13 protein-coding genes are annotated in these 13,782 nt (G+C 50.2%); all 13 read left to right on the plus strand.

Annotation, left to right across the window (positions count from 1 at the left end):
* Positions 1-865 precede the first annotated feature (865 nt).
* Positions 866-1,597: a hypothetical protein gene (locus tag ACI77B_RS05365; protein WP_409335876.1), complete on the plus strand. Its 732-nt coding sequence runs from the start codon at positions 866-868 to the stop codon at positions 1,595-1,597.
* 131 nt (positions 1,598-1,728) lie between these two features.
* Positions 1,729-2,922, plus strand: a complete 1,194-nt coding sequence (gene coaBC, locus ACI77B_RS05370; protein ID WP_409335877.1) for a bifunctional phosphopantothenoylcysteine decarboxylase/phosphopantothenate--cysteine ligase CoaBC — start codon at positions 1,729-1,731, stop codon at positions 2,920-2,922.
* 397 nt (positions 2,923-3,319) lie between these two features.
* Positions 3,320-4,744, plus strand: a complete 1,425-nt coding sequence (locus tag ACI77B_RS05375; protein WP_409335878.1) for a radical SAM protein — start codon at positions 3,320-3,322, stop codon at positions 4,742-4,744.
* Positions 4,745-4,992: 248 nt separating this feature from the next.
* Positions 4,993-5,769, plus strand: a complete 777-nt coding sequence (locus tag ACI77B_RS05380; protein ID WP_409335879.1) for a CPBP family intramembrane glutamic endopeptidase — start codon at positions 4,993-4,995, stop codon at positions 5,767-5,769.
* Between the two features lie 102 nt (positions 5,770-5,871).
* Positions 5,872-6,228: a hypothetical protein gene (locus ACI77B_RS05385; protein ID WP_409335880.1), complete on the plus strand. Its 357-nt coding sequence runs from the start codon at positions 5,872-5,874 to the stop codon at positions 6,226-6,228.
* 823 nt (positions 6,229-7,051) lie between these two features.
* A complete protein-coding gene (locus ACI77B_RS05390; RefSeq protein WP_409335881.1) occupies positions 7,052-8,188 on the plus strand; it encodes an ATP phosphoribosyltransferase regulatory subunit in 1,137 nt (378 codons plus the stop codon).
* Positions 8,188-8,838: an ATP phosphoribosyltransferase gene (gene hisG, locus ACI77B_RS05395; protein WP_409335882.1), complete on the plus strand. Its 651-nt coding sequence runs from the start codon at positions 8,188-8,190 to the stop codon at positions 8,836-8,838. Before ACI77B_RS05390 ends, hisG begins: the two co-directional genes overlap by 1 nt.
* Before the next feature lie 10 nt (positions 8,839-8,848).
* A complete protein-coding gene (hisC, locus tag ACI77B_RS05400) occupies positions 8,849-9,907 on the plus strand; it encodes a histidinol-phosphate transaminase (protein WP_409335883.1) in 1,059 nt (352 codons plus the stop codon).
* Positions 9,908-9,909: 2 nt separating this feature from the next.
* Positions 9,910-10,500: an imidazoleglycerol-phosphate dehydratase HisB gene (gene hisB / locus ACI77B_RS05405; protein ID WP_409335884.1), complete on the plus strand. Its 591-nt coding sequence runs from the start codon at positions 9,910-9,912 to the stop codon at positions 10,498-10,500.
* 171 nt (positions 10,501-10,671) lie between these two features.
* Positions 10,672-11,289, plus strand: coding sequence for an imidazole glycerol phosphate synthase subunit HisH (gene hisH / locus ACI77B_RS05410; RefSeq protein ID WP_409335885.1), 618 nt, complete (start codon positions 10,672-10,674; stop codon positions 11,287-11,289).
* Between the two features lie 29 nt (positions 11,290-11,318).
* Positions 11,319-12,041, plus strand: coding sequence for a 1-(5-phosphoribosyl)-5-[(5-phosphoribosylamino)methylideneamino]imidazole-4-carboxamide isomerase (gene hisA / locus ACI77B_RS05415; RefSeq protein WP_409335886.1), 723 nt, complete (start codon positions 11,319-11,321; stop codon positions 12,039-12,041).
* A gap of 201 nt (positions 12,042-12,242) precedes the next feature.
* Complete coding sequence (gene hisF / locus ACI77B_RS05420) at positions 12,243-13,019, plus strand: imidazole glycerol phosphate synthase subunit HisF (protein ID WP_409335887.1); 777 nt, start codon at positions 12,243-12,245, stop codon at positions 13,017-13,019.
* 47 nt (positions 13,020-13,066) lie between these two features.
* Positions 13,067-13,771, plus strand: a complete 705-nt coding sequence (gene hisIE, locus ACI77B_RS05425) for a bifunctional phosphoribosyl-AMP cyclohydrolase/phosphoribosyl-ATP diphosphatase HisIE (RefSeq protein ID WP_409337701.1) — start codon at positions 13,067-13,069, stop codon at positions 13,769-13,771.
* Positions 13,772-13,782: the final 11 nt, after the last annotated feature.

The raw sequence follows: 13,782 nt of genomic DNA on the forward strand, positions 1-13,782 counted from the left end.
GGGGAGACTGACAGGATGGTGTAAGTATACATTATACCTGGATAACGCCATTGCAGAGAACCATAAAGACGGTTGGTTTTCACGGTGCAGCAGCATGGGAGTTTGGAGATTGGAAGATGGGGAATTTATTTCCGGACTGTAAGGCGCGATATTTTGGATTGAATGGCAGAGGAGGGCTTGGAGCTTTGGAATATGATGGAAATGTGATGGAATTTTTCGAGGTTCGTTTTTTTTCGATTTTTGGGCGAAAGCGCAGAACTGAATATATATAAAAGCGAGTGGCATCTGGTAATTTCGCCTGCAAACTGTAAAATAATGGAATTATCTGGGCAGTTAATAATATACAATTCCTCAGAAATGGGAAATATGTGAGTCGTCTATCATACAGGAGAAGCAGAAACATGGAAATAGATGGGATCTGCTGTAATTTTTGAAAAAAGCTTTCAGAATATTTAACTCAAGAGAAAGCATGGGTCTGCACAAAATATAATAATTATGATTTAAACGAACCATAAAAATATAAAGTCAAATGGATACAAAACACATGCATATACATGAATGTTTATACGCTGCTTCTGCCCTCAACAGCATTTGCCTGTATGATCAGAGAAATATTAGCGGTAGTTTGTTGAATGTCTGCACAGAATTCATGATGTATGATTTTCAATGATAAGTAAAATGATAGCGCTCGGGTCATTTACGTATACCTTGCATGTGTATCGTCGAAAAATGCCGAAAAAAGTTGATTGCTTCAACGCGGCCTCTTCCTGCATGATATATGGAGGGTATCCGTGGATATTTGATATATGGAGGGATTATGGATCTAAGAGACGAAGTCATTTATATGCGGTCAGAGATGGTGTTAATGTCTGAAAAAATGAAGCTCGCTGAAAATGGGCATCCACAAGGCAGAATGGATATTAAGCGAAAAGAATCTTCGACTTACTACTGCTCCAGAGTGATGACAGGTGATAAATGGAAAGTCAGAGTTATCAACCAGAACCCGAAGCTCATCTGCGCATACTTGAAAAAGAAATACTACCGGCATCTGAAACCTGTGGTCAGGCAGAATATTGCTGCGGCGGACCAGTTTCTCGCGCACTACCGTCCTGTAAATGAAGTGTATAGGAAAATACGCGAACAGTACGCAGATCTTCCGGATGAATATTTCAATTTTTCCTGGTCCGCGCAGCAATGGGCCAGAGGATACCGGCAGCCGGAAAATTATTATGCGGACGGTCTGATCCACCGATCTGCTGACGGCGGAAGCTGCCGGTCTAAGAACGAAGTGATTATCCGTGATCACTTGTATCAGCATAATCTTCACTATAAATATGAAGCTGAACTGCTGCTGGAGGGAATTACCTTCCATCCGGACTTCACGATCATGAGGAAAAGCGACGGCCGCCTGATTTACTGGGAACACTGCGGAATGGTCAATGATCAGAGGAAAATTGAAGCGCATAAAAGAAAATTGGCAGTTTATGAGCGAAATGGAATTGTTCCCTGGAAGAATCTAATCGTTACTTATGATAATGAGGATGGAGGAATCAATGCCAGGCTGATTGATGCATATATACAGGCAGTCCTGCAATAAACAGTGGAAGGACATTAATTATTTTCCCACAAAGGGTAAAAGTGCGTTATAATTTTAACGAGCAATAGGCGTGGGGTGATGGTACAATGATTGTGTAGAACAGATAGAGAGTATCACAGGAGGAAACGACTATGTTTGAAGATAAAAAAGTTTTGATCGGGGTCAGCGGGGGCATCGCTGCGTATAAGACGGCATCTCTGGTCAGCCGGCTGCATAAGGCCGGGGTGGAAGTTCATGTGATCATGACTGAAAATGCGACGGAGTTTATCAGTCCGCTGGTTTTTGAGACGCTGAGCGGGCAGAGATGTGTAGTGGACACCTTCGATAAGAACCGGCAGTTTGAGGTGGAGCATGTTTCGCTGGCGAAACTGGCGGACCTCTTTATGATTGCTCCGGCGACGGCAGATGTGATCGCCAAGACGGCAAATGGGCTGGCGGATGATATGCTGACAACGACATTCCTTGCGAGCAATTGTCCGAAGATGGTGGTTCCGGCGATGAATACGCAGATGTATCTGAATCCGGTTACGCAGGATAATCTGAAAAAGCTGAAGCAGTACGGGATTCAGGTAATTGAGCCAGCAGAGGGCCTTCTGGCCTGCGGAGACACGGGAAAGGGAAAGATGCCGGAGCCGGAGGAGCTGTACCGGTATATTGAACATGCGCTTGCTTACCCACATGATCTGAAAGGAAAGCATGTTCTGGTAACGGCGGGGGCAACGCAGGAATCGATGGATCCGGTCCGTTTCATCACCAATCATTCCACTGGAAGAATGGGTTTTGCCCTGGCGAAGGAATGTATGCTGCGGGGTGCGGATGTAACGCTGGTCAGAGCATCTGCAACAGCTGAAGCTCCGGATTTCTGTAATATTATCAACGTGAAGAGTGCAGAAGATATGTTTAACGCGGTTACAGGATGTGCTGACAGAATGGATGCGATAATGATGGCGGCGGCTGTTGCGGATTATACTCCGGCTTCGGTCAGTAATCAGAAGATCAAGAAGCATGATGATGATCTGAGTATTCCGCTGAAGAGGACCCGGGACATTCTGCAGTATCTTGGCGAACATAAGAAGGAAGGCCAGTTCCTGCTGGGATTCTCGATGGAAACGCAGAATCTGGTGGAAAACTCTTCAAAGAAACTGAAGAAGAAACATGCGGATATGATCGCCGCAAATAACCTGAGAGACGCGGGGGCGGGCTTTGGAACGGCGACAAATCTGGTTACGCTGATTACGGAGGACGGTGCAGAGGAGCTTCCACTGATGGGTAAGCAGGAAGTCGCGCATGAAATTGTCAACAGAATGAAAACTGTGATCAAATAGAATACAGTATACACCGATGCCCCGCCAGCAAATGCCGCTCCAGTGTGTGCTGATACAGCGAATGTCGATTGCGCGTATGCCGATTCAGCACATGCTTATGCAGGGTATTTCGATTGAGGATATGCTGATTCATCGTGTATCAATACAGCGTATGCCGACTCTGCGTATGCCAATACAGTGTATGCTGATACAGTGCATGCCGGTTCACTTGCCGGGAAATTTTCGACCGCGTTTTAGACAAAAGCGCGTGATTGTATTTTGTGTTCTCTATTTCTGGCCGCTATAATGAATACATAAAAAATAACCGGCGGATATTTTACGCCGGAAACGTTAAAGGGACCGTCTTTTGATCTGGAAGCGGTTCTTTTTAACAGGCGGAAGAGAATGGAGAGATATTATGTATAAAGCATCAATTAAGCATAAGATGGGAAGAGCGGCTTTCGGAGCGGCTATTGACATGGCGCTGAAGGAGTACCATAAGGACCGTGACAAGGCTGTCGGAACTGTTTTCGGGTATGCGGAGAAGTACCTTGGTGACGCAAACATTAATGTCGATCTGAGCAGAATGAAGAGACTTCTTGCTGATCCGGACAGTGCGATCAGCCGCTACGTCGACCGCATCATTACAACCCTGCACCCGAATGTCCTGAAAACATTCATTCTGAACTTCCTCTATGAGGCTATGTTCTGCGGAACAAAGAAGATTCATGAGGCAAGAGCGAAGTATCAGTGTAATGTGCCTTGGCTGATCCTGATGGACCCGACCAGTGCATGTAACCTGCACTGCACAGGCTGCTGGGCTGCTGAATATGGAAATAAGCTGAACCTTACTTTTGAGGAGATGGACAATGTTATCGAGCAGGGTAAGGAACTGGGCATTTTCTACTATATGTTCACTGGCGGAGAGCCGCTGGTCAGAAAGGATGACCTGATCCGTCTGGCTGAGAAGCATCAGGACTGCGCATTCGTCGCATTCACCAACTCCACACTGGTTGATGAGAAGTTCTGTGAGGACCTGGTACGCGTCGGAAATCTGGGACTCGCTATCAGCCTTGAGGGATTCGAGGATACCAACGATGCCAGAAGAGGACAGGGCACATTCGATAAGATCATGCATGCCATGGATCTGCTGAAGGAGCACGGCTGCCTGTTCGGAACATCCATTGCCTACACCAGAAAGAACCTGGACCTGGTAACATCTGACGATTTTGTCGACATGGAGATCCAGAAGGGCGTTATGTTCACCATGTACTTCCACCTGATGCCGGTTGGAAATGATGCTTCTCCGGAGCTGATGCCGACCAAGGAGCAGCGTGAGTACATGTATCACCGCATGAGAGAGCTCAGAAATATGGAAGACGGAAAGGGCTACTTCTGCTTCGACTTCCAGAATGACGGAGAGTTCGTCGGCGGCTGCATCGCAGGCGGAAGAAACTACTTCCATATCAATGCGAACGGTGACGCGGAGCCATGTGTATTCATTCACTACTCCAACACCAACATTAGAAAGAACACCCTGCTTGAGGTTCTGCAGAGTCCTCTGTTCATGCAGTATCATAACCACCAGCCGTTCAATGACAACATGCTGCGTCCTTGCCCGATGCTGGAGAATCCGGAGATCCTGCCGCAGATGGTTAAGGAAGCCGGTGCCAAGTCCACAGACCTGCAGTCCCCTGAGTCTGCAGAGCATCTGACCGCGAAGTGCAAGGAGTACGCGAAGGAGTGGGCTCCAGTTGCGGAGAAGCTCTGGAACGGCGATCCGGAAACTGCCAGAGTCAACCAGGAGAGAGTTGAGGCAGAGAGAAGAAGAAGAAACGGTTAAGTTTTCTCCTTGCAGATTCTCTTTTTGTCAGGACAAAACAGAAACGTTCAAGGGATCAGCGTGTGCTGCGGCCGCGCCGGTCCCTTTTCTATGCGCTGGAAAAGAACTTTATCTTCAACATCGGGCTGTGATCTTGCAAGGATGTTTGGTTCGTGCTAACATTTAGCATCAGAAGACGAATGTTACAGATGTAGAATAATTGGAAAAGGTCATATATGCAGCAATTTCATCAGGGGAAAAGGGTAACTATGGGGCAGGGCATTCTGACAGCCGCGCTCTGCATGATTCTGACCTGTGCGGCAGTTCCGATTTCGGGGCTTTTTCACGGGGCGCATGCGGAGCTGGTCGGGCTGATTGTCCGGGACGGCATTGCGCTTCTGATTGGGGCATTTGTTTATTTCCGGTCCTGCAGCCCGGACGATGACCCGGCATGGAAAAGAATCTGTGGAAAGCGGAAGTGGTGGCATGTCGAGGAACTGATCGTTCTGGTCATTCTGGTGTTTTTTGGATTTAAAGCGGCGTCGTCGCTGGGAACGCTGGTGGATCATGTTCTTCATGCGGGTCAGACGAGTGTGCTGGAAAGTACATCGGCAGAAAATATTTTTCTGGTGATTCTGGCCTATGTGGTTGCAGCACCTCTGATGGAGGAGTTAGTGATCCGGGGGATTTTATTCCGGTCGCTGAGGATGAGATGTTCGTTTGCGCTTTCCGCGGTCTTGTCATCTGCTTTATGGGCAGTCTGGCACGGCAGCCTGCCGCAGGCGGTGACTGCCTTCTTGACCGGGTTGATTTTGTCCCTGCTCTATGAGCTGTACAGAAATCTGTGGATTACCATTATCGTGCATGCGGGAAATAATGCGCTGGCGCTGTATCTGCTGCATATGCCGATGAACACGAGCGGGATGCACGCGCTGACCAGCGGCACGGGACTGGTGGTTCTGGGCTGTGAGATTCTGGTGGCGGTGTATTTCTATTACAAGCTGCTGAAGGGTGAGCCGGTGCGCGGAAGGTTCGCGAGAAGATAGGCTGCATGTATCAAAATGAATTACAAGTTAGCAGCTTAAAATATGCGTAAAATCTGTTTCCCGTGGTATATTCTAAGTGAATTGAAGGAAGGGGTTGAGAATATGGCATATGCATTACATCATATGATTCCGATTATTGTTGCGGCGGTTGTTATGGCGGCGGTCGGGCTGCTGACCGTTGTATTTGCGAATAAAAGTCAGAAGATCAATGAGGAGCACGGCTATGACCCGGCATGGGATAAGAGTCAGTACATGTGCGCCGGATGCAAGTTCTTTTCTGCCTGCGCCGGTCATTCTACGATGATGCACCCTAAGGATGAGGAAGATTTTAACCGCCTGAGAGAGCAGGAAAAGCAGGAAGGCCGCGTGATTCCGTTTACGGAGAAAGCAGGCGCTTCGGCAGATGCCGGGGCTGCGGCAGCGATCAAGCGTTACACAGAACTGAAGGAAAAGAAATAAGTGACTGCAAGGCCCGGAAGGCCGAGCGGGCATTTTGAGATTTGAAATGAACAGATATCCGTCTGCAAGGATCAGGGGAAGCCTGAACTTGCAGGCGGTTTTTTGTGTAATTTCTCTAGATGAGGATTTATCGAGCAAAGCGAGATAAATCAATAAACCACCGGCTATGCCGGTGGTTGTGATTTACATCTGGCGGCAGCACAGTTTCCTGAACAGGCTTGGAGTATATTGGCGGAGGGTCATTCATCATGGGTGGAGCTTCCGGGACTCTGATGTTTATCAAGAACTGTGGCATTGCAAGAGACATACTACGCTGATCGAACTTGAGACTGCGTACCGTTCAAAGAAAAACATGCAGATCTGTCAAAAAACATCTCTGCAGATCTTGATAACATTGTTGTGTACATGAACGATGCGCAGTAACAGATATTGTGGTACAATACTAAATACATGTAAATTTTCTCGTCAGAGGTTGACAAAATGCTTTAATGCGTTATCATGATAAAGTAATAAAGCGCTAAAGCGGGCGGAGGATGTGCAGGTATCGGTATGATACGAAGCTGCCGGCGGGGCCGGCTGCGTTCACAGAAGCGGCGGATTTAATAAGCCGATGACCGATAGCCGATAAGCCAGCTGATGGCCGATAAAACGATAAATCCGTCGGCGGACTGATCAGCGGGCGCCTTGAAGAATGCCGCGGGCAGATGACCCAGGCAGAAACAGCAGTAGGAAATATAAGAGAAAAGAAGTAGTAAACAGTCAGAAGTTGATCATCACGGAGGTTGAAGTAGTGACAGCTGCAGGACAGACAACGGAAGAGAGAATGAGTATCGAGGAACGCGCGCAGATGCAGCTGCATGCGCTGTACCGCAGATACGGATATTCCCGGTATAAGATGGATAAGTTTGAGGAGTACGAGCTTTATCTGCAGAACCGGGATTTTATTGATTCAGAAGATATTATTGCTTTTCGTGACGGAAATGGCCACCTGATGGCGCTGAAGCCGGACTTGACCCTTTCCATCGTTAAGAATGAGCGTCACGACAGAGGCTGCACCCAGAAGGTCTTCTACAGTGAGAACATCTACCGTTCGGACAGGGAGACCCGGGCGCACCGGGAAATCATGCAGACCGGACTGGAGTGCATCGGCGATCTTGATCTTTATCAGATCGCAGAGGTTACGATGCTGGCGGCAGAGAGCCTTGAGGCGGTATCCGGGGATTATGTGCTTCAGGTTTCCCACATGGGCGTGCTGAAAGACCTGATGCGGGACATCTCCGATGACCAGACAAAAGAGAATATTACCAAGTGTATAGGAGAAAAGAATCCGCATGAGCTGCGTTCGGTGGCTGAGGCTGCAGGTGTGGAAAATGCGCTGATCGATGTGCTGGAAAGGCTGGTTTCCGCCTACGGCTCATGGGAAGAGGTTTCTCCGGTGCTGGAGAAGCTGCCGCTGTCCGATGCAGGAAAAGCCGCGCTTGCTGAACTTGAGGGGGTCTTCGATGTCCTCAGGGCAGACGGGCTGGATCAGAACGTACGGATTGACTTTTCCATGGTCAATGACATGACCTATTATTCCGGAATCTGCTTTCAGGGATTTGTGAACGGCGTTCCGCACAGCGTCCTCTCCGGCGGTGAATATGATCCGCTGATGAAGAGGATGAATAAAGAAGGCGGAGCCATTGGTTTTGCCGTTTACCTGGATTATCTGGACCGGCTGTCTTCAGAAAAGACGGATACGGATGTTCTCCTTCTTTACACGGAGAAGGACAGCCCGGCAGACGTTTACAGCGCTGCCAGCCGCATTATTTTCCGCGGAAACTCTGTTCTGGCACAGAGACATGTTCCGGAAAATCTCCGTTATGGAAGAATCGAATATGTAAGTAAGGACGACAGAGCCGCGCTTCAGGATGAAGTGGAAAAGGCGGAGAAAGAGAACGGAAAGGAGGCGTCCAGATAATGGGTCAGATGTTGAGAGTGGCGCTTCCTAAGGGAAGACTGGGCGATCAGGTTTACGACATGCTGGAGCGCTGCGGTTATGAGTGCCCGGAGATTAAGGACGGATCGCGGAAACTGATTTTCACCAATGAAGAAAAAGGTGTCCAGTACTTTCAGGTAAAGCCGACAGACGTTGTAAAATACGTAGAAAGAGGAGCGGCAGACCTGGGTATTGCAGGAAGAGACATTCTTCTGGAATATGAGTCCGATGTCTATGAACTTCTGGATCTTAAGATCGGAAAATGCAGAATGTGTGTAGCCGGTCCGAATGGATTCCATGAGAATCCGGAAAAGCGGCTGGTCGTCGCAACCAAGTTTAAGAATATCGCGGGAAACTATTTTGCCGAGCAGGGCAGAGACATCGATCTGATCAAGCTGCACGGCTCCATCGAGCTGGCGCCGATCGTCGGACTTTCCGATGTTATCGTCGATATCGTAGAGACGGGAAACACCTTAAGAGAAAACAATCTGAAGGTGTTAGAGACGATCATTCCGATCAGTGCGCGGCTGATTGCCAACAAGGCGTCCTTTCAGTTCAAGACGAAAGAGATCGAGACCATGAGAGACGCGCTTGCGGAGCAGGTGGAAAAGAAAGAAGCAGAGAAGAAATAAGGGGAAGACTATGACGTTTTTAGATCCAAGATTTTCATCACTAGAGGAATATACACCGGGTGAGCAGCCGAAGGACACAGTCTACACCAAGCTGAACACCAACGAGTCACCGTATCCGGCAGGCCCGAAGGTGGTTGAGGCGCTGACCGACCCGGAAAGGGCCAGAAGACTCCGCCTTTACAGCGACCCGGATTCCGCGGCCCTGAAAAAGGCACTGGCAGACCGCTACGACGTGACCGAGAGAAATGTCTTCGTCAGCAACGGTTCTGACGACATTCTGAACTTTGCCTTCTTTGCCTTCGGCCATGATGGTGTCATGTTCCCGAGAACCAGCTACGGGTTCTACCAGGTATTCGGACAGCTGCACGGAAGAGACTGTGAGCGTGTTCCTCTGACGGAGGATTTCAGAATCCGTCCGGAGGACTACATGAACACGGGGAAGATGGTGGTCATCGCCAATCCGAACGCGCCGACGGGAAGAACGATTTCTCTTGAGGACATCGGAAAAATCTGCGAGACCAATCCGGACCACGTTGTCCTGATCGATGAAGCCTACGTCGATTTCGGCGCAGAGAGCTGCGTTCCGCTGACGAAGAAATATGAAAACCTTCTGGTGGCGCAGACCTTCAGTAAGTCCAGATCTCTTGCCGGCGCCCGTCTGGGATACGCCATCGGTTCCAAGACCGTGATTTCTGATCTGGAGAAGATCAAGTATTCCACCAACCCGTATAACGTCAACAGCCTGACGGCTGCGGCGGGAATCGCGGCGCTTTCTGAAGAGGACTATTATAAAGAGAATGCGAGAAAGATCATGGCCACCAGAAAGGCCAGCACCGAACGTTTTGAGAAACTCGGCTTCCAGGTCATTCCTTCCCTTGCCAATTTTATTTTTGTCAGCAGCGACAAGATCGACGGAGGGAAGCTCTATGAGGAACTGAAGAAACGCAAGGTCCTGATCCGTCACTGGAACGACCCGCTGATTGAGAACTGGAACCGCGTCACCATCGGAAAGCCGGAAGAGATGGACATTCTGTTTAAGGAAATTGAAGACATTCTGAAGGAGGCGTAAGCATGACGAGAGCAGCAGAGATAAAGCGGGACACAAAGGAAACGCAGATCGCGCTGAAGCTTGAGCTGGAGGGCGATGGAAAGGGGACCATCGACACAGGCTGCGGCTTTCTGAATCACATGCTGGAGCTGTTCACGCGCCACGGAAATTTTCATCTGGACGTGAAGTGTGTCGGGGACGTCGATGTGGACTACCATCACACCACTGAAGACATCGGAATCGCCCTGGGAGAGGCCTTCATGGAGGCCTTGGGCGAACGGCGCGGAATTTACCGCTATGCGGACATTACTCTGCCGATGGATGAGGTGCTGATGCTCTGCGCCGTGGACATTTCCGGAAGAAGCTATCTGGGATTCGACGTGGAAATGCCGCAGGCGAAAGTCGGCGATTTCGACACCGAGCTGGTGAAAGATTTCTTCCTGGGCTTCGTGCGGAAGGCGGACGTGACCCTGCATTTCAAGGAGTTCGCCGGGGAGAACACCCACCACGTCATTGAGGCCATGTTCAAGGCCTTCGGCCGCGTAATGGATCATGCGACAGCGATTGATCCGCAGCATGAGGGAGAAATTCCATCGACAAAAGGGATCCTTTAGCAAGGGGAAAAATGAAACAAACAGCCGCAAGATGAAATTCCTGTGAAGTTGTGATATTCGCATCAAAACAAGGCATTTACGGGAGTTCGCGTGGTTGCATAAATATTAAATTTTGAGTAAAATAAAGAGGCATGCTTGTAGATTATTCTGCAGGGCTGCCGGGAGGCTGCTATGATTGCGATTATTGACTACGGAGTGGGAAATATCTTCTCGCTCGTGCATTCATTCCGCAGAATCGGCGCGGATATCACCCTGACGGGAGACCGGAAGGAGATTGAAGCTGCGGATAAGATTATTCTGCCAGGTGTCGGTGCGTTTGCGGACGCGGCGCAGAAACTGAAGGATACGGGACTCGGAAGTCTGGTGAAGGAACAGGCGGCTGAGGGGAAACCGCTTCTCGGTATCTGTCTGGGCATGCAGATGCTGTTCGAGCGCAGCATGGAATATGGAGAGCATCAGGGCCTGGGTCTGATCGAGGGCAGTGTGGTTTCTATGGAGCCGGTTGTCCCGGAGGGGTACAAGGTTCCGCAGATCGGCTGGAATGCCCTGCATTTTCCGAAGGGACGCCCGAAAAGCGAGATTTTTAAAAATATCGGAGAGGGAGACTACGTTTATTTTGTTCATTCCTATTACGGCACAGACTGCGACAGCAGCGTGATCGCCACAACGGATTACGGAGCAGAATTGACGGCTGCGGTACAGAAGGACAATGTCTATGGTCTGCAGTTCCATCCCGAGAAGAGCGGAGATGTGGGTCTGGACATCCTCAGAGCATTCTGTGAGATGTAGGCCTCAGGTTACAGGAGGTTGTTTTAACAATGAAGATCTTTCCAGCTATCGATTTGCAGGGCGGCAATGTGGTTCGTCTGCTTCGCGGAGATTACAGCAAGAAGACGGTTTACAGCGAGCATCCGCTGGATATTGCGCAGGAGTTCCAGGATGCGGGTGCACAGTATCTGCATGTCGTCGATCTGGACGGAGCAATTGACGGAACACAGCCTAATTTTTCTGCGGTAAAGGAAATTATCGAAGAAACCGATCTGCTGGTGGAAATCGGCGGCGGCATCCGTAATGAAGAGATTATCACAGACTATGCTTCCGTAGGCGCTCTGCGCGTCATCATCGGAACGATGGCCATCAAGGATCCGGAATTCACCGCACGCATGATCAAGAAGCACGGAGACAACGTTGCCGTCGGCATCGATATTTCCGGCGCCAACGTATCGATCAACGGATGGACAGAGGTTACCAAGGTTACGATCGATGAGCTGGTCAGAACCCTGATCGACGACGGATGTCATACCATCATCACGACGGATATTTCCAAGGACGGCGCGATGGGCGGCACCAATCTGGAGCTGTATAAGAAGCTGGTTTCCGATTACGGCGGCTACATCGACATCATTGCATCCGGCGGAATTTCCAGCATGGACGATCTGGGCGCGCTGGCCGAGATCGGCGTGGACGGAGCCATCATCGGACGTGCACTGTACACAGGCGCTCTGGACATCGGTGAAGTCATCCGCGAGTTCGACGAGTAATGAAAGCGGGCAGCAGAAAATCTGCTGATCACAGATAGAATTTCCCCTGCATCAGGGAAAGGCCGCAGACCTGTAAAACGGCGGGCGGCACAGCGGGGGCAGACAAAAATAAAAATACAAGAATCCAATTCTGCGCGGGAGATCTTATCAACAGGTCTCCCGCGTTCTCTATTCAACATAAGATAAAAGGGGCAGACGACTATGATTACAAAAAGAATTATTCCGTGTCTGGACGTGAAGGACGGAAGAGTTGTGAAAGGTGTGAATTTTAAGGATTTATCCGATGTATCCTCTCCGGTGGAACTGGGGAAATATTACAGTGACCACGGCGCTGACGAGCTGGTTTTCTACGACATCACCGCAAGCGCAGAGGGCCGTCAGCTCTTCACCGACATTCTGAAAGAAGTGGCCTCTACCATTTTCATTCCGCTGTCCGTCGGCGGCGGCATCCGGACCATCGATGACTTTGACCGGGTCCTGAAGTGCGGCGCGGACAAGGTTTCCGTCAACTCAGGCGCCATTGCGAACCCGGATCTGATTAAAGAAGCCGCAGAGAAGTACGGCGACCAGTGTGTGGTTCTTTCCGTTGACGCAGCGAGATCCGACGGGCATTACACCGTGTTCACCCGCGGCGGCCGTGAAGACACCGGCATGGATGCCCTGGAGTGGATCGCGAAGGGCCAGGAGCTGGGCGCCGGAGAAATCGTGCTGAACAGCATCGACACCGACGGCGTGAAAAAAGGCTTTGACCTGGAGATGCTGAAGGCCGTAGAAGAGATCGCGCACGTTCCGGTCATCGCGTCCGGCGGCGCAGGCTCCATTCAGGACTTCATCACGCTGTTTAAAGAAATTCCGGACATCGACGCGGGATTGGCCGCCTCGATTTTCCACTTCGGAGAAGTTTCCATCGCCGATCTGAAAGACCAGCTTGCAGCCGCAGGCATTCCGGTCCGTCCGGTCAGACGCGCAGAGAAATAATCCGTTGAACAGAGACAAAAGTAACACGGGACAAGGGAGTAATGAGCATGGTATCCATCGATGAACTGAAATATGATGAAAAAGGACTGATTCCGGCAATCGTTCAGGACGCAGAGACAAAGCGCGTTCTGACCCTTGCCTATATGAACCGGGAAAGCCTGAGGAGGACTCTGGAGTGCGGACAGACCGTATTCTGGTCCAGATCCCGTCAGGAATACTGGCATAAGGGAGAGACATCCGGAAATTACCAGCATATCGTAAAAATTATCGCCGACTGTGACCGGGACGCCCTTACTGTTCTGGTCAGAAAAGACGGCCCGGCCTGCCATATGGGGACTGAATCTTGCTTCGAGTACCCTTTGACCGAAGTGGAAGAAGAAGAGAAGAAGCTGGAAGAAAAGAAAAAGATCACGATGCAGTCCCTCTACGAACTTCTGGAAGAGCGGAAAATGACGAAGCCGGAGGGAAGCTACACTTCCTATCTGTTCGATCAGGGCATCGATAAGATCCTGAAGAAGGTCGGCGAGGAAGCGGCAGAGGTCATCATCGCCGCAAAGTCCGGCGACCGGGGGGAGACCGTGTATGAAACGGCAGACCTGGCCTACCATGTCATGGTCATGCTGGCGGAGATGGGCATTCCGCTCTCCGACGTGGAGGACGAGATGGCAAGACGCCGCGTGATCGACCAGAAAAAGAAGCAGACTTATGAGACGGCGCCGGTTTCTCCGGAAAACAGAGGAAAATCGGAGTAGCAGAAGCAGGA

Source organism: Eubacterium sp. F2, from assembly GCF_046244355.1.
Taxonomy (GTDB): Bacteria; Bacillota; Clostridia; order Peptostreptococcales; family Anaerovoracaceae; genus Aminicella.

Coding starts and splice junctions, on each gene's coding strand:
- ACI77B_RS05365 (WP_409335876.1), top strand. CDS start 866: ATGTCTGAAAAAATGAAGCTCGCTGAAAATGGGCATCCACAAGGCAGA.
- coaBC (WP_409335877.1), top strand. CDS start 1,729: ATGTTTGAAGATAAAAAAGTTTTGATCGGGGTCAGCGGGGGCATCGCT.
- ACI77B_RS05375 (WP_409335878.1), top strand. CDS start 3,320: ATGTATAAAGCATCAATTAAGCATAAGATGGGAAGAGCGGCTTTCGGA.
- ACI77B_RS05380 (WP_409335879.1), top strand. CDS start 4,993: ATGGGGCAGGGCATTCTGACAGCCGCGCTCTGCATGATTCTGACCTGT.
- ACI77B_RS05385 (WP_409335880.1), top strand. CDS start 5,872: ATGGCATATGCATTACATCATATGATTCCGATTATTGTTGCGGCGGTT.
- ACI77B_RS05390 (WP_409335881.1), top strand. CDS start 7,052: ATGAGTATCGAGGAACGCGCGCAGATGCAGCTGCATGCGCTGTACCGC.
- hisG (WP_409335882.1), top strand. CDS start 8,188: ATGGGTCAGATGTTGAGAGTGGCGCTTCCTAAGGGAAGACTGGGCGAT.
- hisC (WP_409335883.1), top strand. CDS start 8,849: ATGACGTTTTTAGATCCAAGATTTTCATCACTAGAGGAATATACACCG.
- hisB (WP_409335884.1), top strand. CDS start 9,910: ATGACGAGAGCAGCAGAGATAAAGCGGGACACAAAGGAAACGCAGATC.
- hisH (WP_409335885.1), top strand. CDS start 10,672: ATGATTGCGATTATTGACTACGGAGTGGGAAATATCTTCTCGCTCGTG.
- hisA (WP_409335886.1), top strand. CDS start 11,319: ATGAAGATCTTTCCAGCTATCGATTTGCAGGGCGGCAATGTGGTTCGT.
- hisF (WP_409335887.1), top strand. CDS start 12,243: ATGATTACAAAAAGAATTATTCCGTGTCTGGACGTGAAGGACGGAAGA.
- hisIE (WP_409337701.1), top strand. CDS start 13,067: ATGGTATCCATCGATGAACTGAAATATGATGAAAAAGGACTGATTCCG.